Annotated in this window: 13 protein-coding genes and 1 tRNA gene; 10 read left to right on the top strand and 4 right to left on the bottom strand. The window is 68.9% G+C overall.

Translation table 11 applies throughout. From position 1 onward, the window contains the following. Window positions 1-91: 91 nt before the first annotated feature. Complete coding sequence (locus SREC43747_RS0103600) at window positions 92-2,470, bottom strand: DEAD/DEAH box helicase (protein WP_029719784.1); 2,379 nt, start codon at window positions 2,468-2,470, stop codon at window positions 92-94. 418 nt (window positions 2,471-2,888) lie between these two features. Between SREC43747_RS0103600 and SREC43747_RS0103605 the strand changes: the two genes are divergently transcribed. The 4 genes from SREC43747_RS0103605 (at window position 2,889) to SREC43747_RS0103620 (ending at window position 10,473) form a co-directional block, all read left to right on the top strand. After that, entirely contained in the window at window positions 2,889-5,264 is a 2,376-nt protein-coding gene (locus SREC43747_RS0103605) for a sodium-translocating pyrophosphatase (RefSeq protein WP_029719785.1), read from the top strand. Window positions 5,265-5,420: 156 nt separating this feature from the next. After that, window positions 5,421-6,092 carry a hypothetical protein gene (locus SREC43747_RS0103610; RefSeq protein ID WP_029719786.1) on the top strand — a complete coding sequence of 224 codons (672 nt, stop codon included), beginning with the start codon at window positions 5,421-5,423 and terminating at the stop codon, window positions 6,090-6,092. A gap of 345 nt (window positions 6,093-6,437) precedes the next feature. Continuing rightward, window positions 6,438-9,194, top strand: a complete 2,757-nt coding sequence (gene topA, locus SREC43747_RS0103615) for a type I DNA topoisomerase (protein WP_029719788.1) — start codon at window positions 6,438-6,440, stop codon at window positions 9,192-9,194. 58 nt (window positions 9,195-9,252) lie between these two features. After that, window positions 9,253-10,473, top strand: a complete 1,221-nt coding sequence (locus SREC43747_RS0103620; RefSeq protein WP_029719789.1) for a DNA polymerase III subunit delta' — start codon at window positions 9,253-9,255, stop codon at window positions 10,471-10,473. Here the strand turns inward: SREC43747_RS0103620 and SREC43747_RS0103625 are convergent. Then, complete coding sequence (locus SREC43747_RS0103625; RefSeq protein ID WP_029719790.1) at window positions 10,461-11,897, bottom strand: hypothetical protein; 1,437 nt, start codon at window positions 11,895-11,897, stop codon at window positions 10,461-10,463. The two genes, SREC43747_RS0103620 and SREC43747_RS0103625, sit on opposite strands and share 13 nt — an antisense overlap. A gap of 175 nt (window positions 11,898-12,072) precedes the next feature. Between SREC43747_RS0103625 and SREC43747_RS0103630 the strand changes: the two genes are divergently transcribed. The 6 genes from SREC43747_RS0103630 to SREC43747_RS21510 all read left to right on the top strand — a co-directional run bounded on the left by SREC43747_RS0103630 (window position 12,073) and on the right by SREC43747_RS21510 (window position 19,193). After that, window positions 12,073-12,146 (top strand) — tRNA-Thr (locus SREC43747_RS0103630). 1,892 nt (window positions 12,147-14,038) lie between these two features. Beyond that, window positions 14,039-14,755 (top strand): VIT1/CCC1 transporter family protein, encoded by a 717-nt coding sequence (locus SREC43747_RS0103635; RefSeq protein ID WP_201768618.1) that lies wholly within the window; start codon window positions 14,039-14,041, stop codon window positions 14,753-14,755. A gap of 271 nt (window positions 14,756-15,026) precedes the next feature. Then, a complete protein-coding gene (locus SREC43747_RS0103645; RefSeq protein ID WP_029719792.1) occupies window positions 15,027-15,956 on the top strand; it encodes a quinone oxidoreductase family protein in 930 nt (309 codons plus the stop codon). Window positions 15,957-16,628: 672 nt separating this feature from the next. Beyond that, window positions 16,629-17,321 carry a M23 family metallopeptidase gene (locus tag SREC43747_RS22205; RefSeq protein ID WP_306413763.1) on the top strand — a complete coding sequence of 231 codons (693 nt, stop codon included), beginning with the start codon at window positions 16,629-16,631 and terminating at the stop codon, window positions 17,319-17,321. A 295-nt stretch (window positions 17,322-17,616) separates the two neighbouring features. Beyond that, window positions 17,617-18,438 (top strand): DUF4231 domain-containing protein, encoded by an 822-nt coding sequence (locus SREC43747_RS0103655; RefSeq protein WP_051387656.1) that lies wholly within the window; start codon window positions 17,617-17,619, stop codon window positions 18,436-18,438. A 155-nt stretch (window positions 18,439-18,593) separates the two neighbouring features. Continuing rightward, window positions 18,594-19,193, top strand: coding sequence for a hypothetical protein (locus SREC43747_RS21510; RefSeq protein ID WP_051387658.1), 600 nt, complete (start codon window positions 18,594-18,596; stop codon window positions 19,191-19,193). Window positions 19,194-19,351: 158 nt separating this feature from the next. Here the strand turns inward: SREC43747_RS21510 and SREC43747_RS0103670 are convergent, their stop codons facing one another. Both SREC43747_RS0103670 and SREC43747_RS0103675 read right to left on the bottom strand, forming a co-directional pair. Then, window positions 19,352-21,991 carry a PEP/pyruvate-binding domain-containing protein gene (locus SREC43747_RS0103670; RefSeq protein WP_037331277.1) on the bottom strand — a complete coding sequence of 880 codons (2,640 nt, stop codon included), beginning with the start codon at window positions 21,989-21,991 and terminating at the stop codon, window positions 19,352-19,354. Window positions 21,992-22,155: 164 nt separating this feature from the next. Beyond that, window positions 22,156-22,644: an inorganic diphosphatase gene (locus SREC43747_RS0103675; protein ID WP_029719797.1), complete on the bottom strand. Its 489-nt coding sequence runs from the start codon at window positions 22,642-22,644 to the stop codon at window positions 22,156-22,158. Between the last annotated feature and the right edge of the window lie 182 nt (window positions 22,645-22,826).

Here is a 22,826-nt window from a genome sequence, read left to right on the forward strand (position 1 = left end):
TTTCGGCAGTGGAGCCGCCCGGGCCGGCACCGCGCCCAGTGATTCGAGAGCAGTCCATGTCCCCGCCGAGCACGATCCCCGCCCCGTGTGCTCATTTCCCTTGTGGACTACCTTCGAGTCCGGCCGGCCCGGCGGCTCTGTCCCCGAACGCTGCCGACACAGTGTCAAGCACTGCCACTGCCCCCGCCTTGTCCAGCGGTTCATTGCCGTTCCCGCACTTGGGCGACTGAACGCAGGACGGGCAACCAGCCGAGCACTCGCAGGAGGCGATGGCCTCCCGCGTTGCGATCAACCAAGGGACCAGAGCGGCATAACCGCGATCGGCGAACCCAGCCCCACCAGGGTGCCCATCGTGCACGAACACCGTTGCCTCCCCGGTGTCGATGTGGAGAGCGGTGGACACCCCGCCGATGTCCCAGCGGTCACAGGTCGCGAAGAGCGGTAGCAGGCCGATCGCCGCGTGCTCGGCGGCGTGAAGAGACCCGGGGATGCGCGCCGGATCCAGCCCGGCGCCCCCCGGGGCGCTGCCGGTGAGCAGTTCATCGCTCACCGTGTACCAAACGGCCTTGGTCACCAAGGTCTGCGGAGGAAGCTCCAGCTGCACGTGGTCGAGCACTTCGCCGGACGGGAGCTTGCGCAAGTAGCCGACGACCTGGGAGGTGACTTCGACCTCCCCGAGGTTGGCGGTGATCCCCTCGCTCGGTTGGTAGCTCTCCAGAGTGCGCAGGATGGAGATGTCCACGGTGCTGCGCGGCGAAGTGGTCCACTCCGGATTTTCCGCGTGCACCAGTGCGATACCGGTCTCCAAGTCGAGATCGTCGACCACGTACGACTCACCGCGGTGCAAGTAGAGCGCCCCTGGGTGCACGGTGGAGCAAGCGGAATCCGGGTCCACGGTCCCCAGCAATCGACCGGTGTCCCCTTCCACCACGGCGACCGGATCGCTGCCCGTCCCGCGCAACTCAACACTCCGATGTGGACGTTCGCGGGAAACCCAGAACCACCCGTGCGGGCGTTTGCGGAGCACGCCCGCCTCGCGGAGGGCTTGCGCTGCTCGCTCGGCCGCGGTCCCGCCGAACGCGGTCAGGCAGTCCGCGGTGAGCGGGAGCTCGGCCGCCGCGCAGGCCAGGTGCGGTTCGAGCACGTAGGGGTTGGTCGGGTCCAGCACCGCGGTCTCGACCGGCCGGTCCAGCACCGCGGCCGGGTTGTGCACCAGGTAGGTGTCCAGCGGGTCGTCCCTGGCCACGAACACCACCAGCGCGGAGTCCGCGTCCCGCCCGGCCCTGCCGGCCTGTTGCCAGAAGGACGCGAGAGTGCCCGGGTAACCGGCGATGACGACCGCGTCGAGACCGGCGATGTCCACCCCCAGCTCCAGCGCGTTGGTGGTCGCCAGCGCCCGTAGGTCCCCGGTGAGCAGGGCTTTCTCCAGTGCGCGGCGTTCCTCCGGGAGGTAGCCGCCGCGGTAGGCCGACACCCGGTCGGCCAGCTCGGTGCTGACTTCGGCCAGCATTCGCCGGGCGGTCAGCGCGGTCATCTCCACGCCGCGGCGGGACCGGACGAACGCCAGGGCGCGAGCGTCCTCGACGACCAGTTCGGCCAGGATGCGAGCGGCTTCGGTGCTGGCCGACCGCCGCAGCGGGGCCCCGTTCTCCCCGGAGAGGTCGTCCAGCAGGGGTGGTTCCCAGAACACGACCGCGCGGGCGCCGCGGGGCGAGCAGTCCTCGGTGATGGCTTTCGCCGGAGCGCCGATCAGCCGTTCGGCCAGCACTTCGGGGTTGGACACGGTCGCCGAGGCGAGCACGAACACCGGGTCGGCGCCGTAGTGCTGGGCGATCCGGCGCAGCCGGCGCAGCAGCAGCGCCACGTGGGAGCCGAACACCCCGCGGTAGGTGTGGCACTCGTCGACCACCACGAAGCTGAGCTGCCGGAAGAACTGGCTCCAGCGCCGGTGGGCGGGCAGCACGCCGTAGTGCAGCATGTCCGGATTGGTGAAGATCCACCTGGCGTGGGAGCGGATCCAATCCCGCTCGTCCTTGGGGGTGTCCCCGTCGTAGCTGGCCGGGCGGATCCCGCTCAGCCCGAGCGCCTCCAGGGAGCGGAACTGGTCGGCCGCGAGCGCTTTGGTCGGTGACAGGTAGAGCGCGGTGGCCCGGCGGTCGCTGAGCATCCTGGCCAGCACCGGGAGCTGGTAGACGAGCGACTTCCCGGAGGCGGTGCCGGTGGCGACGATGACGTTCTGGCCCGCCCGGACGGCCTCGGCCCCGTCCACCTGGTGCGCCCACGGCTGTTCGGCACCGAGGCGGCGGAACGCGTCGACCAGCTCGTCGGGGGCCCAGGTCGGCCAGTCGCCGGTGCGCGCTGGTCGGGCGGGCAGTTCGGCGACGTGGCGCACCGGGGATTCGCCAGCTGGTGCGCCGGCCAGGATGCGCTGCAGCAGCTGTCGTCCTCCGGCCTGGTCCGCGGCATTCACGCTTCGAGGTTCGCACACCCCCGGGTGGTGGGGCCGCGGTGTTCGAGCCCGCTGCGCAAGTAACCCCTTGGGGTGATCTTGCCGGTGTCCGCGGTGCCGTTACCGGCTTTTCGAGCGGGCCCGGTGGATCATGGAAGGCGCCCTATACACCATCCACCCGTTTGGGCCAAATCAAAGACAACCCAAATGGGGGATCAAGTGACGTGCTGAATCGATTATTCAGCGCTAAATTCCCACGTCGTAACGAGTCGCACATCACACAGTGAGGTAAGCCACTGTTGCTGTGAATAGACTTCGCGGCCACGGCCGCCGCGGTGCGCTTGCCGGGATGCCGCGGCGAGTCCGTCGACCGATCCGGAGCCCGTAACGGCACCACCGGACTCCGGTACTGGAACCGAGCACAACACCAGGAGGACGGATGTCCCTGCTCACCGAGGTCCAGTCAGGCTGGGCCCAGGGCGCTGCACCACCGAGTTCGGCATCTCGGAACTACCTCGCCCAGCCCGCGGGAATCGAACTCGCCGGTGCGGACTACGCAATCGTCGGGGTGGTCATGGTGATCGCCCTGGCCGCGCTGGCCTTCGGATACGTCCTGATCAGGGAGGTGCTGTCTGCCGGGCAGGGCACGTCGCGGATGAAGGACATCGCCAAAGCCGTGCAGGAAGGCGCGTCCGCCTACCTCAACCGGCAGTTCCGCACCCTGGCGGTGTTCGCAGCGGCAGTGGTGGTGCTGCTGCTCGCGCTGCCCGCCGAAACCACCGCCGAGCGGATCGGCCGCTCGATCTTCTTCCTCTTCGGGGCCGCGTTCTCAGCGGTGATCGGCTACCTGGGGATGTGGCTGGCCACCCGCGCCAACCTGCGGGTCGCCGCGGCCGCCCGGGAGTCGGTGCAAGCCCGGGAGAAGGCCATGCGCATCGCGTTCCGCACCGGTGGCGTGGTGGGCATGACCACGGTCGGCCTGGGGTTGTTCGGCGCCACCCTGGTGGTGCTGGTCTACGCCGGGGCCGCCCCGCGGGTGCTCGAAGGCTTCGGTTTCGGTGCCGCCCTGCTGGCCATGTTCATGCGAGTCGGTGGCGGGATCTTCACCAAGGCCGCGGACGTCGGTGCCGACCTGGTCGGCAAGGTGGAGCAGAACATCCCGGAGGACGACCCGCGCAACGCGGCGACCATCGCCGACAACGTGGGGGACAACGTCGGCGACTGCGCGGGCATGGCGGCCGACCTGTTCGAGTCCTACGCGGTGACCCTGGTCGCCTCGCTGATCCTGGGGACCGCGGCGTTCGGCGTGCACGGTCTGCTGTTCCCGCTGATCGTCCCGGCGATCGGGGTGCTGACCGCGGTGCTCGGCGTCTACATCACCAAGGCCCGCGCGGGCGAGAACGCCCTGAAGGCGATCAACCGCTCCTTCTACATCTCCGCGGTGATCTCGGCGGTGCTGTGCGCAGCCGCGGCCCTGGTGTACCTGCCGGACACCTTCGCCGGCCTGCGCGGCGTCAGCGCGGAGATCAGCGGACTCGACGGCAACCCGGCGCTCATCGCGCTGGCCGCGGTCGTCATCGGCATCCTGCTGGCGGCGGTGATCCTCAAGCTCACCGGGTACTTCACCGGGACCGAGCACGGTCCGGTCAAGGACGTGGGCAAGTCCTCGCTCACCGGTGCTGCCACGGTGATCCTGTCCGGCATCTCGGTGGGCTTCGAGTCCGCCGTCTACACCGCGCTGGTGATCGGTGCCGCGGTGTTCGCCGCCTTCCTGCTGTCCGGGTCCATCCCGGTGGCGCTGTTCGCCGTTGCCCTGGCCGGCTGCGGTCTGCTGACCACGGTCGGGGTGATCGTCGCGATGGACACCTTCGGTCCGGTCAGCGACAACGCGCAGGGCATCGCGGAGATGTCCGGTGACGTGGAAGGCGAAGGGGCGCAGGTGCTGACCGAGCTCGACGCGGTCGGCAACACCACCAAGGCGATCACCAAGGGCATCGCGATCGCCACCGCGGTGCTCGCCGCGACCGCGCTGTTCGGGTCCTACACCGATGCGATCACCAAGGCGGTGGCCGACGTGGCGGGCTCGATCGGCGCCGGTCAATACCTCGTGTACGCCCCGAACGTGCTGTTCGGCGTGATCATCGGTGCCGCCGTGGTGCTGTTGTTCGCCGGTCTGGCGATCAACGCGGTGTCCCGGGCGGCCGGTGCCGTGGTCTACGAGGTGCGCCGCCAGTTCAAGGACAAGCCGGGGATCATGGACGGCTCCCAGCGCCCCGAGTACGGCCGGGTGGTGGACATCTGCACCAAGGACTCGCTCCGGGAGTTGGCCACTCCGGGCTTGCTGGCGGTGCTGGCGCCGATCGCGGTCGGTTTCGGGCTCGGTGTCGGCCCCCTGGCCGGCTACCTGGCCGGGGCGATCGCCACCGGGAGCCTGATGGCGATCTTCTTGGCCAACTCCGGTGGCGCGTGGGACAACTCCAAGAAGCTGGTGGAAGACGGCCACCACGGCGGCAAGGGTTCCGAGGCGCACGCGGCGACGGTCATCGGTGACACCGTCGGCGACCCGTTCAAGGACACCGCGGGCCCGGCCATCAACCCGCTGCTGAAGGTGATGAACCTGGTGTCGGTGCTCATCGCGCCGGCCGTGGTGACCTTCAGCACCGGCGAAGCGGCTTCGGTCCCGGTTCGCGCGGGTATCGCTGTACTGGCGGTCGCGGTGATCGTCGCGGCGGTGGTGGTCTCCAAGCGGCGTGGCACGGCGATCGCCGAGTCATCGGCCAGCGAAGGCAACAGAGTTGCCAACGGTGCTGTCTGAGCGTTCCGCATCCGGCGCAGGGGCACCTGGTGTCGCCCGGGTGCCCCTGCGCCGTGCAGGGGCGGGGACGAGCGCCACCCCGTTGTCTGGCAGCCCGGACCGGGTGCGAGACAGTCGGGGCTGCACGGTTGCAAGCAACTCCGGTTAGGAGTGCGAATGAAATTCCGTTCGACGGCCATAGCGGCGCTGACTGCCCTCCCGCTCGCGTTGGGGGCTTGCGGCCAGGGGCAGGACGGCTCCGGGCAACAGCAGCAACAACAGCAGCAGGAACAGCAGCAGGAACAGCAGCAGCAGGATTCCGCGCAGGCCGCACAACCCTCCCCGGAAGGGGTGGCCTGGATGGGTGAACTGTGCGGGTTGGTCGGCCAGTTCTCCCAGGCTCAGCAGAACCTCCCCGAGGTGGACCGGACCAACACCGAGACGTTCAAGAACTCGGCGCTCGGCCAGATCGACGTCGCCAGCCGGGCTGCCGACGACACGGTCCGCGGGTTGCAGCAGATGGGCCCGTCCCCGCTCGAGGGCGGTGACCAGGTCAACGACAGCTTCGAGCGGAAGTTCACCGAGGTGCGGGACATCCTGTTCGCGGCCAAGGGCAAGGCCGAGCAGGTGGACGTCTCCACCCAGGAGAGCTTCCAGCAGGGCATGACCGAGGTCCAGCAGGAGTTGAAGAAGGGGGAGCAGCTCGACTTCAACGAGCAGCTGGACGCGTTGGAGAGCAACCCCGAACTGCGGAGCGCGGTGCAGCAGGCGCCGCAGTGCCAGATCTTCCTGGCGCCGCCGGAGCAGCAGCAGCCCCCGCAGCCCGAGCAGCCGCAGCAGCCCCGCTGACCGCTGACCCGGGGTGCTGCTCGTCCGGCAGCGCCCCGGGTGGACGAGAGCTCTGTCTCACCGCGGCTGTGGGCGGTAACGCCGGTGGCGGGCAGCGGCTACTCCTATTGGGCGAAGTGGTGCCCTTGGCGGCGCCGTGCTTGACGCACGTCACGCCAGGTCACGCACCGGGGGCCGAGAGTGACCGGCTACGTTCGTAGAAGGAGACGGATGCAAGCGGCACCGTGTTATATGCAACCCTGTGCTTTCCCGGCGTGGTGCACACTTCCCCGCAGGGCACATTGAGAAATCTGGTGGGCAAGACCGACGGATGGGAATGCCTCCGCGAGTAGAGAGCAGGTAAGCGTGGCTGGGTCGACACGGACGAAGAAGAGCGGCGGTACCGGCCGAGCTTCGGGGTCCCAGAACGGGACCGGTTCCGGAGCCCGGCGGCTGGTGATCGTCGAATCACCCGCGAAAGCGCGCAAGATCGCTTCGTTCCTCGGGCCCGGCTACGTGGTGGAGTCCTCCCGGGGGCACATCCGCGACCTGCCGCGGGGCGCTGCCGATGTGCCGGCGAAGTACAAGGGCCAGGCGTGGGCCCGGCTCGGTGTCGACGTCAACAACAACTTCGAACCGCTGTACTTGGTGACCCCGGACAAGAAGGCCACGGTTACCGAGCTGAAGGACGCGCTCAAAGAGGCCGACGAGCTCTACCTCGCCACGGACGGTGACCGCGAAGGCGAGGCGATCGCCTGGCACCTGCTGGAGACCCTCAAGCCCAAGGTCCCGGTTCGGCGCATGGTGTTCCACGAGATCACCGAGTCGGCCATCCGGGCCGCCGCCGAGCAGCCCCGGGACCTCGACCTGTCCCTGGTGGACGCTCAGGAGACCCGGCGCATCCTCGACCGCCTGTACGGGTACGAGATCAGCCCGGTGCTGTGGAAGAAGGTCATGCCGAAGCTGTCGGCCGGCCGGGTGCAGTCGGTGGCGACCCGCATCGTGGTGGAGCGCGAGCGGGAGCGGATGCGCTTCGTGTCCGCCGAGTACTGGGACATCGCGGCCACCATGGACGCCGGGCAGCAGGCCGAGCCGCGCCAGTTCAGCGCCAGGCTGGTCAGCGTGGACGGCGCCAAGCTGGCCACCGGGCGGGACTTCGGTCCCGACGGGCGGTTGAAGAACGACGACGTGCTGCTGCTGAACGAGGCGGAGGCGCAGCGGCTGGCGCAGGCGCTCACCGGTGCCCAGCTGCGGGTCTCCAGCGTCGAGGAGAAGCCCTACACCCGCCGGCCGTACGCGCCGTTCATGACTTCCACGCTGCAGCAGGAGGCCGGCCGGAAGCTGCGGTTCTCCGCGGACCGGACGATGCGCACCGCGCAGCGGCTGTACGAGAACGGCTACATCACCTACATGCGGACCGACTCCACCACGCTGTCGGAAACCGCGATCGCGGCGGCCCGCTCGCAGGCCCGGGAGCTGTACGGGGACGAGTACCTCTCCCCGCAGCCCAGGCAGTACAACCGCAAGGTCAAGAACGCGCAGGAAGCGCACGAGGCGATCCGCCCGGCCGGGGAGACCTTCCGCACCCCCGGCGAGGTGGCCGCGGAACTCGACTCGGACGCCTACAAGCTCTACGAGCTGATCTGGCAGCGCACCATCGCTTCCCAGATGGCCGATGCGAAGGGCACCACCCTGTCGGTGCGGATCGTCGGGTCCGCCAGCAGCGGGGAGGAGTGCACGTTCGCGGCGTCCGGTCGGACGATCACCTTCCCCGGTTTCCTCAAGGCCTACGTGGAGTCGGTGGACAGCGAGGCCGGTGGGGTCGCCGACGACGCGGAGAAGCGGCTGCCCCAGTTGGCCCAGGGGCAGGAGGTGACGGCGCCGGAGCTGGTGCCGGACGGGCACAGCACCAACCCGCCGCCGCGCTACACCGAGGCCAGCCTGGTCAAGACCCTGGAGGAGCTGGGGATCGGCCGGCCTTCCACCTACGCCTCGATCATCAGCACCATCCAGGAACGCGGCTACGTGTGGCGGAAGGGCTCGGCGCTGGTGCCGTCCTGGGTCGCCTTCGCCGTGGTCGGTCTGCTCGAGAAGCACTTCGGCCGGCTGGTCGACTACGACTTCACCGCTGCCCTGGAAGACGAACTGGACCGGATCGCCGAGGGCCGGCAGGAACGCACCCGCTGGTTGAACGGCTTCTACTTCGGCGGCGAAGTCGGTCCGGGCGGTTCGGTCGGCCGGGCCGGCGGGTTGAAGAAGCTCGTCGGATCCGGGGTGGAGGAGATCGACGCGCGGGAGATCAACTCCATCCCGATGTTCGAGGACGACAACGGGAACATGGTCTACGTCCGGGTGGGCCGCTACGGGCCTTACCTGGAGCGCACCGTGGACGGCGCCTCGCAGCGGGCGAACCTGCCGGAGGACCTGCCGCCGGACGAGCTGACCAAGGAGATCGCGGACAAGCTGTTCGCCACCCCGATGGAGGGCCGTAGCCTGGGGGTGGACCCGGAAACCGGGCACGAGATCGTGGCCAAGGAAGGCAGGTTCGGGCCGTACGTGACCGAGGTGCTGCCGGAGGGCGTCAAGGGCAAGCCGCGCACCGCGAGCTTGTTCAAGTCGATGTCGCTGGACACCGTCACCCTGGAGGACGCGCTGCGGCTGCTGTCCCTGCCCCGGGTGGTCGGGGTGGACCCGGACACCGGGGAGGAGATCACCGCCCAGAACGGCCGCTACGGGCCGTACTTGAAGCGCGGCAGCGATTCCCGCTCCCTGGAGACCGAGGAGCAGATCTTCACGATCACCTTGGAGGAGGCGCGGCAGCTGTACGCGCAGCCGAAGCAGCGCTCCCGCCGGGCACCTGCCGCCCCGCTGCGGGAGCTCGGGGAGTCGCCGGAGAACGGCAAGCCGGTGGTCATCAAGGACGGCCGCTGGGGCCCGTACGTGACGGACGGGGAGATCAACGCCTCGCTGCGCAAGGGCGACTCGGTCGAGTCGATGACGCTGGAGCGGGCCTTGGAGCTGATCGCCGAGCGCCGGGCGAAAGCTCCCGCGAAGAAAAAGAAGACGACCAAGAAGAGCTCCTCGGCCAAGAGCAAGAAGAACGCGAGTTCTTCGGCCTCGTGACCCGGTTTCGCCCAACCCGGTCGGCGGGCCCGCGTAGCGGCGCACTGGAGGACGGATCATGACCATCGCTCCGGAGATCAGCAAGACTGGGGTGTGGGCGGAGGTGATCGGCCAACCCGACGCGGTGCGGACCCTGCACCGCGCGGTGCTGGCGGCCAGGGCCCAGTCGCGCGGTGAACCGACCCCGCCGGGCGCGATGACGCACTCCTGGCTGTTCACCGGCCCACCCGGTTCGGGGCGTTCGGTGGCGGCCCGGGCGTTCGCCGCGGCCCTGCAGTGCACCCACCCGGACCTGCCCGGCTGCGGCACGTGCTCCGCGTGCCGCACCGTGCTGGCCGGGACGCACGCGGACGTCCGGTTCGTGGTGCCGGAGGGGTTGTCGATCCCGGTCGCCGAGATGCGGTCCCTGGTGCAGGCCTCGGCGCGGCGACCGAGCACCGGCAACTGGCGGATCGTCCTGATCGAGGACTCCGACCGGCTGACCGAGGGCGCGTCCAACGCGCTGCTCAAAGCGGTCGAGGAACCGCCGGAGCGCACGGTGTTCCTGCTGTGCGCGCCGTCGGACCACCCGGCGGACGTGTCGGTGACGATCCGCTCCCGCTGCCGGCTGGTGCAGTTGCGCACCCCGCTGCCGGGGGCGATCGCCGAGGTGCTGCGGGAACGCGACGGGGTGGAGCCGCGGCTCGCCGATTGGGCTGCTTCGGTGTGCGGTGGGCACATCGGGCGCGCCCGCCGGTTGGCCACCGACGAGCAGGCCCGGGAGCGGCGGGAGTCGGTGCTGCGGATTCCCCGCGGGCTGCAGCGGTTTTCCGACGTCTTCACCGCGGCCAGCGGACTGGTCAAGCTCGCCGAGACCGAAGCCCAGGCGGCGAACGAGGAGCGGGACGAGGCGGAGAAGGAAGAGCTGAAGACAGCGCTGGGGGCGGGCGGGACCGGCAAGGGGACCGCGGCGGCCAATCGCGGCGCGAACGCGGCGTTGAAGGAGTTGGAGAAGCGGCAGAAGTCGCGGAACACCCGGCTGCAGCGGGACGTGCTCGACCTGGCGTTGGTCGACTTGGCGAACTTCTACCGGGACGTGCTGGTGGTGCGGTCGGGGGCGCAGGTGCCGCTCACCCACCCGGATTTCGAGCGCTCGATCCGGGCGGCGGCCCAGGAGTGGACCTCCGAGTCGACCCTGCGCCGGTTGACCGCGGTCCTGGAGTGCCGGAAAGCGCTCAACCGCAACGTGAAGCCGGTGGTCGCCCTGGAGGCGATGCTGGCCGAGCTCTATCGCGGTTGATCGGTTCCCCGCTGACCGCTGCGCCGTCGCGGGGTGGCGGCGAGCAGCACCGCGCCGAGCAGCAGCAGTCCGGTGCCGGTCCAGAAGATCGGCACCGCGTGGTACGCGCCGTTGGTGAGGGCGAGCTCGCCGGCGGCGGCTGGAACCGTGTCGTCCGGGTCAGCGGTGGCCTGGTCCGGGTTGGCGGCCGGGGTGCCGTCCTGCCGGCAGTCGACGCCACCTTCGGGGGCCAGAGCGTGGGCGACCTGCTCGCCGAACGTCATTTCCACCAGGGAAGTCGGGATGCCGAGGTGCTCGCCGTTGAGCAGCTTCAGGTCGAACAGCCGGGCGGTGCCGCGCACGTCGGTGCCGTCGATCTGCTTCTCGAGCTCCCCGATGCTCAGCCGGATGATGCCGAGGTCGAGGGCGGGCAGCGGTCCGTCGCCACCGAACGGCAGGTCCATGAACGGGTGTGCGGCGTCGAGCGTGCCGACTTCCTCGTCGCCGTGGAACACGCGCAGCACCGGCGCTGTGTACTCCACAGTGGAGGTTTCTGGATCGCCGGTGGCGGTGGCGGTCAACGTGGGCGCGCTGACCACCTCGATGCGGATCTCCTGCGGTGTGTTGGCGAACAGCTGCACACTGGCCAGCTGCAGTTTCGAAGTGGCTTGCACCGCTTTGTTCTGCTGGCCCGGCACGTCGACCAGTTCGATCTTGGAGTGGGCCTGCAGGGCGTCGGGCACGTGCAGGAGTGAGCCCTTCCCGTCGTCGGTGGGCGTGCCGCCGTCGAGCAGGCCGTTCAGGGTGCCCGCGGTGGGCAGGGAGTTCACCGCGGAGATGCTGCCCAGGGACAGGTTCGCGTCGGAGATCGGCTGCACGCAGGGGCCGAGCTGCTCGTCCCAGCGGGCGTGCACGCTCCCGGTCAGCCCGCTCAGCCGCAATCCCTTGTCGGTTTCGGGTGGGGTTCGCAGGCCGCTGGTCTCGGGTTCGGGGTGGTCGGGGAGCGCGGTTTGGGCGAGCACGCCGGGGGCGGGCAGTTGGGGCATCTGCCCGAACAGCGCGACGCCGACCGGGGAGGTTTCGGCGATCGCCCGCTCCTGGGCGAAGTAGGCGGTGGAGTTGGCCTGGGCGATGGCCCGGCCCAGTCCGAATTCGGCGACGGCTTGCTTGGGCAGTTGGTCGTCGTACTCGGGGTCGTCGAACTTCGAGCCGGGGGGCACGGTGCCGGGGAGCACGCGCACCACGCCGATCAGCGTGCCGGCGTCGGCCACCACCGGACCGGGAGCGGGGGTAGGTTGGCTGGCGGGAGGTTGCTCGGGGTCCCGGGGTACTGGGATCGGGGTGCTCGGAGTGGGGTACTCCTGGGCTTGAGCGCCGGGCGCCGCGAGTCCTGCCACGGTCAACGACACAGCAGCGCACAGGGCGAGGCGGCGTATCGCTCGCATCCGGTTTCCTCCCGGCCGCGCAGTCGCAGTGACTGGTGTCAGGTGATCAGTGACTGGTGTCACGCTTGTTGCTAACGACGATTCGTGAGGCGGGTAACGGTCGTTCTGCCGCCCGCTGCCGGTGAGGGGTGGTGCACCGGTGCAGCGGGGCGCCCGGTACACTTGGTTGCGCACTGCCGCCTTAGCTCAGTCGGCCAGAGCGACGCACTCGTAATGCGTAGGTCGAGGGTTCGATTCCCTCAGGCGGCTCAGTTGCGGAGCATTCCGCTGACCCGCGGCGGGAGGCGAGATCGAGGGTCTCGGCTCCCGCCGCGGAGTCGTTTTCGGGACCTGAACACCGCCGGCCGCTGCGGTTCGAGTTCCGCACCTCCTCGGCTTCGCCCCGGTTGCCGGGTGCGGGCATTCGTCCGGGGTGATGGTCCTGGGCGACGCAGCACCCCGCTGCGCCATCCGGGCATCGCGCAGCAGTGCTTCGGTGGTGGCTCGCGCTTGCTGCGGCTGCGAGCACCGCAGGGTGCGGACCGCGCACGCCGCTCCGAACGCGGCCCCACGGGCGATGGCGCACGCGGTTCCAACGAGGACGACGATCGTCCACCGAATCCCTTGCACTGCAGGGCAGTCGTTGAGCCCGCTCCAGCTGGAGCCCCGCGCGGCGGTGGACGTGGCGCTCGGGTTGCCCCGATCAGCGCCGTCGGTGGGGCGAGTCCATCCGTCCTGCCGGATTCGGAACCCAACGGCGTTCCGGAGCCGCATGCGGTCTTGGTCTCCACTGCGCGGACCGGATTTCCTCGCTTGTCGAACATGGCCAGACCGCTGTGATCGTTCTCCGCCTGGCCGACCGGAACCTCGCGCCACCGTGCGCGCCAGGCAACGGGAACGTCGATCCGGAACGGGGGACGGTCGACTCCCGGGAGGGCGACCGAGGGCGAACTGACGTGCTCGTGCGCTCGGGAAAGGAGCTCGCTCGACTCGGCATCGACTTCGCGCCAGGAGCCTCGAGGATTTCGGCCGATCCGGTTTTGAATGAATCGTCGAAGGACTGTACCAGCGCAGGGTGCGCCATTCCCGAACACTGGCGCGTTGTTCGGTGCAAACCGAATCACGAGCACTGCTTTTTCTGCAATTGGTCACTGGGACTGCGGGCCAGCTGCCAGTGCGACGACCGGGAAGGAGCTGGCGGCATTCGAGCAGTGCGCGATGTCGACCACTGGTATCGACGCTAATGCCATTGCCAGACCCGTGGTGGAATGTCCCGGGGAAACCTTTCCTTTCCAAATCATCGCTTTCCTCGTCGGCGCAGCTGCGGTGGCAAAGGAATCGATGCGCGCCTGATGACGTCCATGGCGATGGCGGAAGTTCCTGGACTTGCCTCCATTCGCAGCAGGTGCGGCGACGGTTGGCGGTTCCTCGCTCGCGCTGGATCGCTGGGAAGGCTTTTTCCGCCGCATCTGCCAACAACAGAGGGGGCACCATCTCGCGCCGATTCCCAGGGGCGTTGGTTGCTCGCTCCGCATCCGGGCTTCGGAAGCGGAGAGCTGGCGGGAAAGCGCTCGCGCCGGCGCTTTGCGACCGACGTGGGGGGCGCTGGGCTGGGTGGCTCCGCCGCCAGGTGCACGAGGTGGGACGCGGTGACGCTGTTGCCGTGCAGTACCAGCCGGGGCCGCTGGTCGGGCAGCTGCGCGCAGCGGTGCTCGGTCTTCTCGGCGAGAGGGCCGGGCACCGGAGCACTGGCTGTTGCCGGGTGGGCGGTGTGCTCGCGCAGGCCGAACGCGCCGGGCCGATGATTTTTCGTCATCTCGTCGGGCAGTTGTTGCGTCCGGCAGTCCGAACGGGTATTTAACCCATTGGCAATTGTGTTCCGGCTCGCTTTCGAAAAGTAAGAAAAGGCTTGGCAAACATTCTTTAGGCCAGGCTGACCTTGCTTGTAATCGGTGTTGCGCGGGCGTAGAAAGGTACGTCGAAGGCGTTCGCACCCTTCGGGGACCGAATTGAACACCGGGGGTGCTGCGCAGCATTGTGCGAGGAACTTGGACCGAGAACGGGTCAACGCTGAACGCGGCGCTGCTGGCTTTTCAGGAACAGCAACGGCATCGGGGAGTTTCCGGTTCCCGGCGTTGCGCGAAAGAGGGATCGAATTGTCTGTGGAGATTGCCGGACAGGAGTTCGCCGCGGAGAAGGAGAGCGGTCGGCTCGCGAGCCGGCTGAACTGGCTCCGCGCCGGTGTGTTGGGGGCGAACGACGGGATCGTGTCGACCGCGGGCATCGTGGTCGGTGTCGCCGGCGCCACCATGGACGATGTCGCGCTGCTGACCGCCGGGGTCGCCGGGATCATCGCCGGCGCGATGTCCATGGCGGTCGGCGAGTACGTTTCCGTGTCCAGCCAACGGGATTCCGAGCGCGCGGAGCTGGCGCTCAAGCAGGCCGAACTGGACGAGGATCCGCAGCGGGGGATCGAAGAGCTCACCGACCTGGTGCAAGAGCAGGGGATCGACCGCGAGCTCGCCCGCAAGGTGGCCGTGCAGTTGAGCGAACGGGATTCGCTGGCCGCGCACGCGCGGTACCAGCTCGGCATCGACCCGGACGAGCTCACCAACCCCTGGCACGCGGCGTTCGCTTCGATGCTGTCCTTCGTGCTGGGGGCGGTGATCCCGCTGATCGCCATCCTGGCCGCCCCGGACGAGGTGGCCGTGCCGGTGACCGCGCTGGCGGTGGTGATCGCGCTGAGCCTCACCGGTTCGGTGTCGGCGCACCTGGGCAAGGCGCCGAAGGTGCGGGCGACGTTGCGCAACATCGGTGGCGGCCTGCTCGCCATGGCGATCACCTACGCGGTCGGGACCCTGCTCGGGGTGCACATCTGAGGTGGGCACCGCGAGGAGTGCCGAAGGTCACGAAGGCGCGCTCGTCCGCGGGGTTCTGCGGGAGGGATGACCGAGGCGGGTGAAGGGTGCGAGGTGCCTGCACCTGGGCGGATCCCCGTGCTGGCGGCGGGTTGCGCGGTGGAGTCCGAAGTGGATTCCCGGTGGTCGGGGCGCCGGGTGCCGCCGCGCGCACTGCGACGGCAGCGGGGCCGCTGGTCGGGAACGCGATCGTGCTGGAATACCGCCTCGTGGTGCGGCGGTTGCTCCTGGCATGAAGGTCATCGGAGTAACTGAGTTCGGCGGTCCCGAGAAGCTCGGCCCCCACGAGGTCCCCGAGCCGCACGCCGGTCCGGGTGAGGTGCGGATCCGGGTGCACGCGGCGGCGGTGAGCCCCACCGACACGCACATGCGCATCGGCGATTACCCGGTCACCGGTGAGCCGCCGTACGTTCCCGGTATGGATGCCGCCGGAGTGGTGGACGAGGTCGGCGAGGGCTGTCCTTGGCAGGTCGGGGACAAGCTGATGGCGATCGCCCTGCCGGTGGGCGGCAAGCACGGCGGTGGCTACGTGGAGAAATTGGTGGGCCCGTGGCGGTCGATGGCTCGGATCCCCGAAGGGGTGGATTTCGCGGCCGCTTCCACCTTGCCGATGAACGGTCTCACCGCTTACCAGGCGCTGGAGAAGCTCGACCTCTCCCCGGGCCAGACGCTGGCGGTGACCGGTGCGGCCGGCACCCTCGGTGGCTACGTGGTCCAGCTGGCCAAGCACCGGGGCTTGACGGTGGTGGCCGATGCGGCGGAGAAGGACCGCGAGCTCGTGGCCTCTTTCGGGGCGGACCACATCGTGCCGCGCGGTGACGACGTGGCCAGCCGGATCCGGGAGATCTACCCCGACGGGGTGGACGGCCTGGTGGACGGATCGGTGCAGAACGAGCTGGTCGTGCCGGCGGTGCGGGACGGTGGCGGTTTCGCGACCGTGCGCTTCTGGTCCGGCCCGGTGGACCGGGGGATCAAGCTGCACAAGGTGCTGGTGGCGCAGGAGTACGAGTCCCACGAGAAGCTCGACGAGCTGCGCAAGCTGGTCGAGGAGGGGGTCATCACGCTCCGGGTGGCCGACACGATTCCGGCTGACAACGCCGCCGAGGCGCACCGCAGGTTGGCTGCCGGCGGTGTGCGCGGTCGTTTGGTGCTGACCTTCTGATGCGCTGGGGCGAGCAGGTCTCGCCCGTCGTTCGCGTGCTGCCGGTCCGGGAGGGCGTCGCCGGGCCGGCAGCACGTCGGTCGGGTGCGGGTGCCGCCGCATGGGGAGCGCGGCTGTCACGGGAGTGCGGATCCCGTACCACTCATAGCTCTTTCCGGTGATTTCTGGGCGAGTCATCGATCGCGGAGCGCTTCGGAGCGCGTGTCCCGGTGGGCTCGGTGCTCCTCGCAGGGCTCGCCGGTGGACGCCCTGCTCGTTTCCACCGGACCCTTCGCCGCTGGTTACCGACCGGTAGTCGTGTCCGCGGGACAGCTGCGGACCTCGTGCGCGTACCGGTTTTGCCCGGCTTATCCGAAAAAGCACCGCGCTGACTCCACACTTTCGCGTGAACATCAGCTGGGTGAACCCTGGCGGAAAACAATTAACCGCCCTTGTGCGCGGGGTGAATTGCGTGTCCCGTTCACATTCCTCAGGTCGCTGACATTGGCAACGCCCCGCCGATTTCTCAACGCTCTGTGAAGGGAGCGACCCCCTTGTGGAGGGCGCTGAACAACACATTCGGGCAACGCTCATCTGCAATGTCTGAATTGAGTGTTTTGTTCGGTTACCACATGTGCGTCGCTGAATTCCGTTCTACGGTCCGAAAAGCCCGGGCAAACGTCCGCAAAAACGTTGGAGCCGATTGGAATCGGTTCCTCGCCGTCGCGAGCACAAAGGCGGCGGTTTGGGTGGGTGACAACCAAAATGGCACTGCGAGAGAAAGCCGTACTAGGCGGATTCATCGGTGTGCTGATGCTCAGTCCGCAGCTGTCGGTTGCTGCTCTCGAAGGCAACTCGACTGTGCAGACTGCTGAACAGTCGGTGAAAATGGTCATGCCGATCAAGCCGCTGGAGCTGGCGGCGGAATTCGTCGGTGTGCAGCCCCCGCCAGCGCGAGCAGCGGAAGAAGCAGCGGAACCGGTGTCACGGGCGGCGCCGCAGTGGGGTCCGGTGACCACGGGGCGGATCACCAGTGGGTTCGGTCCCCGGTGGGGCACAATGCACAAGGGCGTCGACATCGCGAACAAGGTCGGAACGCCGATCCGGGCGGCCAGTTCCGGCGAGGTGATCAGTTCCGGTCCGGCCCGCGGGTACGGGATGTGGGTTCGGATTGCGCACCCCGGAAATGTGGTCACTATTTACGGCCACATCAACAAGAGTTTTGTTTCCGTTGGCCAGCACGTGGAAGTCGGGCAAGTAATCGCTGAAATGGGTGATCGAGGCCAGTCCACCGGTCCGCACTTGCACTTCCAGATCGAAGTCAACAGTGAAGCCGTCGACCCAGTTCAATTTTACGAGCGAGCGGGTGCTGAATTGACGTGGTGAGCATTCCTCCGGCTGCCGCTTACCGCTCAGTAGCAGAATTGGCGGAATTCTGCTGACCCGGTTGTTCGCGCTCCGGCGGGGGCTGCCAGAGTGGCAGCCCCGGAGAATGCCGGTTGACGCGGCGGCGATGCTCCACTGGCCGCAGTCCTCGCCGGGCTCCACGGCCCAGCCTGCGGTGATTACCCGGTGCAAGGGCAGGAGGGCGGTTGGAGCAGCCGACCATCACCCTACCGGCCGATTGTCGTGGTGCTCTGGGGCTACTTCGATCGCAGTGACGCCGGAGGGATCGAACGTGATGGAGCGAGTGGAAGCGGCTGGAATCGTCGGAGGAGGCGTGCTCGCCGAGGACGTCAGGCCGCAGGACTGGGAACGCAAGATCGCCGAGGGCACCGAGCGGCTGTACCAGGCCCGGCTGGTCCGGAGGCTGCTGCTGGTCTGGGCCTACCCGGGGAACCTGGTGCTGTTGGTGCTCGCGTCCCTGGCGCTTGCTTTGCTGGACTCGCCGTGGCCGGGCATTTTCGGCTGGTTGGTGGTGCTGGTCTCCAGCGCTGTTGCAGCGATTCTGGCCTACCGGCAGCACTTCCGGGTGCGGGCGGTGGAGCGGGAGCTGCGCGCGCTGGAGCGGGAGTACCGGGAGCACCTGCTGGAAGAGCTCGGCGACAACGACCTGCTCGCCGCGCACAAGCGGTTCCACCTGCAGCTGCCCGGTCTGATCCGCAGCTACCGGGCGGCGGCCAGGCGGAACAGGTTAAAGGACAACGCATTACAGCTGACGGTGATAGCCGGCTCGGCCGTCGCGGCCACCGTCAGCGCCATGTCGATGGCCGTGTCCAGCTTGCACGGGTTCGCCGTGCTGCTCAGCCTGTTCGTGGCGCTCGCCGCGGCGATCGCCGGCTACACCCGGTACCGCGATCAGTCCTCGGTGTACCAGCAGACCGCTGACGCGCTGGAGCGGGAGTACGAGTCGGTCGAACTGCGCGTGGGGCGGTACCGCCGGTTCGCCACCGAACGCGAGGCATATGCCGAATTCGCCGAGTCGGTGGAAACTCTGCGCAGTGAACACCCCGGTCGAATGGGGTCGCCGATTTCCGACCCTGCGCGCGTAGTAGTGGAATAATCAGCCGGATCGCACGAAAAGGCGGGCTGCGCAGTGGCTTCTGCTACTTGGTGTCATTCCGCGGTGATTACAAGATCGCTGAATAGTGTTCAGCGCTATTTCCGTAATCTCCGGCGTGCGCACAGGAATCGGCCTGTGCAGAAAGGAGAAGTGCCATGAAGCGCAGCCTTACCGCCGCGGCCGCTGTGCTGGCCAGTGGTGCGGGCGTCATCGGCTGGACCGGCGCCGCGTCGGCAGCCACCCCGCAACTGCTTCCCGGTGCCGACGCAGTCGGCCAGACCGCTTCCCAGCTGACCGACCAGGTGCACTCGGTCCAGCAAGTCGTCGGTGGCGTCGTGCCGTTGCAGCAGCCGACCAGTCGTGACCTGGCCCTGCCGCTCGGCGACGTCGCCAACGTCAACCCGGGGAACCCGGGAAGCGGACTGGCCGACGTCCTCAGCGGGAAAGCGCCCCTCCTCGACTTGCCGCAGATGGGGCGCTCCCTCCAGGACGACGGCGCGGGCAACGCTCAGGAACAGCCCTCCGTCCTCCCGGCCTGGGAGTCTACGGCGCCCGAGGGGATCCCGCAGCCCGACCAGCACGGCGTGGAAGTCACGCAGCACGGTCAGGACGGGGAGGACGGTGCCAACGGCATCGCCACTGCTCACGGCACGAGCGACCAGGAGCAGCTCACCCCCCAGGAGCAGCAGTCGCTGGTGAACGACGTGTTCACCCAGGTGAGCGAGGTCGTCCCGGTTTCCCGTTTGCTGTCCTAGGTCCTGACCGGCAAGAGCGCTCGAGCTGATCGCTTGGCGACGTGCAGGGCCTCCTGCCGGTCGGTCAGGTGTGCCGCACGGCCTCGCTCAGCTCTGGAAGATCCCCTGAGAACCACAACCGGATATGGAAAAGTTCGCTCGGGTGGCCCCAGCCGATCTCAATCGCTGGGGCCACCGTGGTTTTCCGGGCGGAGGAGGACGGTCCCGGTCGACCCGTTCACCGTGATCCGCTGACCGTCGCGGATTCGCGCGGTGGCGGCGGAAGACCCCACCACTGCGGGAATTCCGCACTGGCGGGCGGCGACGGCGCCGGGCGAATCCACTCCGCCCGTTTCCAGCACCAGTCCACCCGCGAGGAGCAGCAGTGGTGTCCATCCTGGATCGACGGACGGGGCCACCAGGACATCACCGGGGGTCCACCCGGGAACTCCCGGTTCCCGCAGCACTTTCGCCCGGCCGGTGACGGTGCCGGCCGATGCGGGGGTGCCAACGAGCTGGTTTCCGGCGTTCTCCGCGCACGGCCCCGCTGCCGGCTCGGTGCCGTCCGAGAGCAGCACGCCCGGCACCCGTTCGCGTTGCAGTTCCTGCGCGTAGCGCTCGCGGCGGTGCACGGCCAGCGCCTGGAAGTCGTCCCCAGCGATGGCTCGGGAGACCTCGGTGAAATCGAGGAAGAACACGTCGTCCGGTTCGTTGATCCGACCCAGGAGCACCAGGTTGCGCCCCACCGCGCGCAGGTTCCGCCGGGCGTTGGCCGCTGCCAGCGCGACGCAGAGCTCCGGCAACTCCTGCAGTCCGGCCACGGCGCGGAACCGGGTCAGCAGGAACCGCCCGACGGCGGCGCGGAGTCGGCTGCGCCGTCGCAACCGGCGGAGGAGTTCGCGGGCTTCGTCTTCCCCGCGCTGGCTGGTCCGGGTGAGCTGCTCGTCGGCCCGGAAACCGGTGCTGGAGCTGTGGAGGTAGTCGCTGATCAGCCCCAGCAGGTAGGTGGGGTCTTCCGACCACCGGGGTTGGCCGGTGTCCGTTTCGGCGATGCCGCGGTGCCCGTGCCGGGCGAGGAAGAGGTCCAGCTCGTCCTGCAGCGTTGCCGGGAGCTTGCCGCTCAGGTAGCGCGCGGCGAGGACGCCCGGGGGGTGCTCGCCGAACAGCTTCTCGGTGGTGGGGTCGGACTGCAGCCGCAGCGCCAGTTCCCACAGGTGCCGGATCATCTCGGTGGTCGCGCTGTGCGGGACGCCGTTGAGCGCCAGTTCGGCGTCCACGCCGTCGGCGGCGGGACCGAGCACGCGCGGCAGCAGCTGGTGCAGCAGCAGTCCCGGCAGCGCTTGGGCGGTGAGGCGGACCGCTCGGGGAGCGGTGATCCGCAGGAAGGCCTGCTGCGCAGCGGCCAATTGCTCGCGAGGGGTCCGCCCGTGGTTGTCCGCCAGCTGGGTCCGGAGCAGCTGCACGGTCCGCAGCGCGTCTCGTCGAACGCGGTCGGGGTTCCACAGCGCGGTGGCCAGGACCAGTGGCAACCGGGTGGCGCGCAGGGCTCGGACGGTTCCGCGCAGCAGTCGGAGCGCGGTTCTCCGGCCGGTTCCCGGGTCGGTGGCCAAGTCCGCGAGGAGCTGCGCGGAGCGGGAGTCCAGCGGGCTGAGCGCCCGGGTCAGCACGAGCCGGCCGAGTCGGTCGTGGACGGCTCCGGTGACGTCGAGGTGCAGCCAGCCGTCGGCGTCGAACAGGACGTTCTGCTCCCCGGTGGGCGGCACCGCCCCGGTGCTCCTCAGGATCCCGGTCAGCAGGCGTTCCAGGCAGGCCGCTCCCATCGGGGTGATCGGGCGGTGCAGGCCCTGGACGAGGTTCCCGGACAGGTGCACCCGCAGGCCCGGGCGCTGTTCGGTGGGCAGCGGGAACAGGGTGGTGATCGGCTGGAGCTGGGTGATCCAGATCTTCCCGTTCCGGTCGATCGCCCATTCGACTTCCTGGGGTGTTGAGCTGCGGTGGGCGATCTGGGTGCCGATCCGGGCGAGTTCGAGCACTTGCCGGTCGTTCACCGCCGGCCGGGTTTCCGGCTGCACGACCGTTTCCGTTCCGCCGCCGGGCTTCGGCTGCACCATGACGGGTTGGTGGCCGGTTCGGCGGTGGCGTATTCGCTCGTCGCGCACCACGAAGCGGTCGGGGGTGACGGCCCCGGCCGACATCGGTTCCCCGAGCCCAGCGATGGCCTCGACGACCACTTCCCCGCGGTTGCCGGTGTCCGGGTTGGCGGTGAACAGCGTTCCGGAAGCGGCGGCGTCGACCATCTGCTGGACCACCACGGCGATCTTGACCTGCCGGTTGGACGTGCCGGCGGCGATCCGGTGCGCCAGGGCCCGGTCGCTCCACAGCGAGGCCCAGCACCGGCGGATCGCGTCCAGCAGCGCCGGCACGCCGATCACGTTCAAGTAGGTGTCCAGTTGGCCGGCGAAGTGCGTGCGCGGCAGGTCGGCGGTGGCTGACGAGCGGACGGCCACGGGGACGTCGACGCCCATCCCGGTGTACGCGGTGGCGATGGTGTTGGCGAGGTCGGGAGGGAACTCGATGTTCTCCAGGCGGACGCGGATCTGCTCGGCCGCGTTCGGATCGCGGGGGAGCTGTTCGACGAGGTCGCGCACCCGGTGCCGGCACACCTGGTCGTAGGCGCGGGTGGTGATGCAGAAGCCGGGAGGGACTGCTAGCCCGTGCGCGTGGAGCCAGCCGAAGCCGGCTGCTTTGACCCCGGTGTGCACCAGCGTTGGCTCGTCGGTCTGGAAGAGGTCGACGAGCAGCTGGACGGGCGCGGCCATGGGCTGCCTCCAGCGCCGTTCCGGACCAGGTGTGCCTGGGAGTAGCTTGGCACAGCGGGGAATTCAGCGCCTGTGGAATTCTTGCTGTGGCGGTGGTCACAGCCACAAGAAGAAGCACCCCCGAACCCGAACACGGGATCTGGGGGTGCTTCCGCAGCGTCCAGTCAGTGGCCCTGCTGCTTGTAGCGCTCGTAGGAGCGCTTGATCTCCTCCTCCGCGTCGACGCGGCCGGCCCAGGTGGCGCCCTCCACGCTCTTGCCCGGCTCCAGGTCCTTGTAGACCTCGAAGAAGTGCTGGATCTCCAGCCGGTGGAACTCGGGCAGGTGGTGGATGTCCCGCAGGTGCTCCTGGCGCGGGTCGTCCGAGGGCACGCAGATGACCTTGTCGTCGCCGCCCTTCTCGTCGCGCATCCGGAACATCCCGATGGCGCGGGCGGTGATCAGGCACCCCGGGAAGGTCGGCTCCTGGACCAGCACCAGAGCGTCCAACGGGTCACCGTCTTCACCCAGGGTGTTCTCGATGAACCCGTAGTCAGCGGGGTACTGGGTGGCGGTGAACAGCGTCCGGTCGAGACGGATCCGGCCCGTCTCGTGGTCCACCTCGTACTTGTTGCGGTTCCCCTTGGGGATCTCGATGGTGACGTCGAAGTCCACGCGGTTCCTCACTCGTCTTACGTCGGATGCAGGCGCGCGTTCTCGCGCTCGGCCACGTCTAGTGTGGACCACGGCAGCTTTCCAGACCCCACTGCCGTGTGGGAGCTCGCAATCTGGCAATCTGGCGTTCCGTCGAGGAGGAGCACGTGCCCAGACCCCAGCAGCCCAGGGGTGAGGTTTCC

Source organism: Saccharopolyspora rectivirgula DSM 43747 (genome assembly GCF_000497205.1).
In the GTDB taxonomy this organism is placed as follows: domain Bacteria; phylum Actinomycetota; class Actinomycetes; order Mycobacteriales; family Pseudonocardiaceae; genus Saccharopolyspora; species Saccharopolyspora rectivirgula.

What these genes read in the sequence shown, in the direction of transcription:
- SREC43747_RS0103625 (WP_029719790.1), bottom strand. Translation starts at nt 11,897, where the DNA reads ATGCGAGCGATACGCCGCCTCGCCCTGTGCGCTGCTGTGTCGTTGACC.
- SREC43747_RS0103610 (WP_029719786.1), top strand. Translation starts at nt 5,421, where the DNA reads ATGAAATTCCGTTCGACGGCCATAGCGGCGCTGACTGCCCTCCCGCTC.
- SREC43747_RS0103620 (WP_029719789.1), top strand. Translation starts at nt 9,253, where the DNA reads ATGACCATCGCTCCGGAGATCAGCAAGACTGGGGTGTGGGCGGAGGTG.
- SREC43747_RS0103645 (WP_029719792.1), top strand. Translation starts at nt 15,027, where the DNA reads ATGAAGGTCATCGGAGTAACTGAGTTCGGCGGTCCCGAGAAGCTCGGC.
- SREC43747_RS0103655 (WP_051387656.1), top strand. Translation starts at nt 17,617, where the DNA reads ATGGAGCGAGTGGAAGCGGCTGGAATCGTCGGAGGAGGCGTGCTCGCC.
- SREC43747_RS21510 (WP_051387658.1), top strand. Translation starts at nt 18,594, where the DNA reads ATGAAGCGCAGCCTTACCGCCGCGGCCGCTGTGCTGGCCAGTGGTGCG.
- SREC43747_RS0103670 (WP_037331277.1), bottom strand. Translation starts at nt 21,991, where the DNA reads ATGGCCGCGCCCGTCCAGCTGCTCGTCGACCTCTTCCAGACCGACGAG.
- SREC43747_RS0103605 (WP_029719785.1), top strand. Translation starts at nt 2,889, where the DNA reads ATGTCCCTGCTCACCGAGGTCCAGTCAGGCTGGGCCCAGGGCGCTGCA.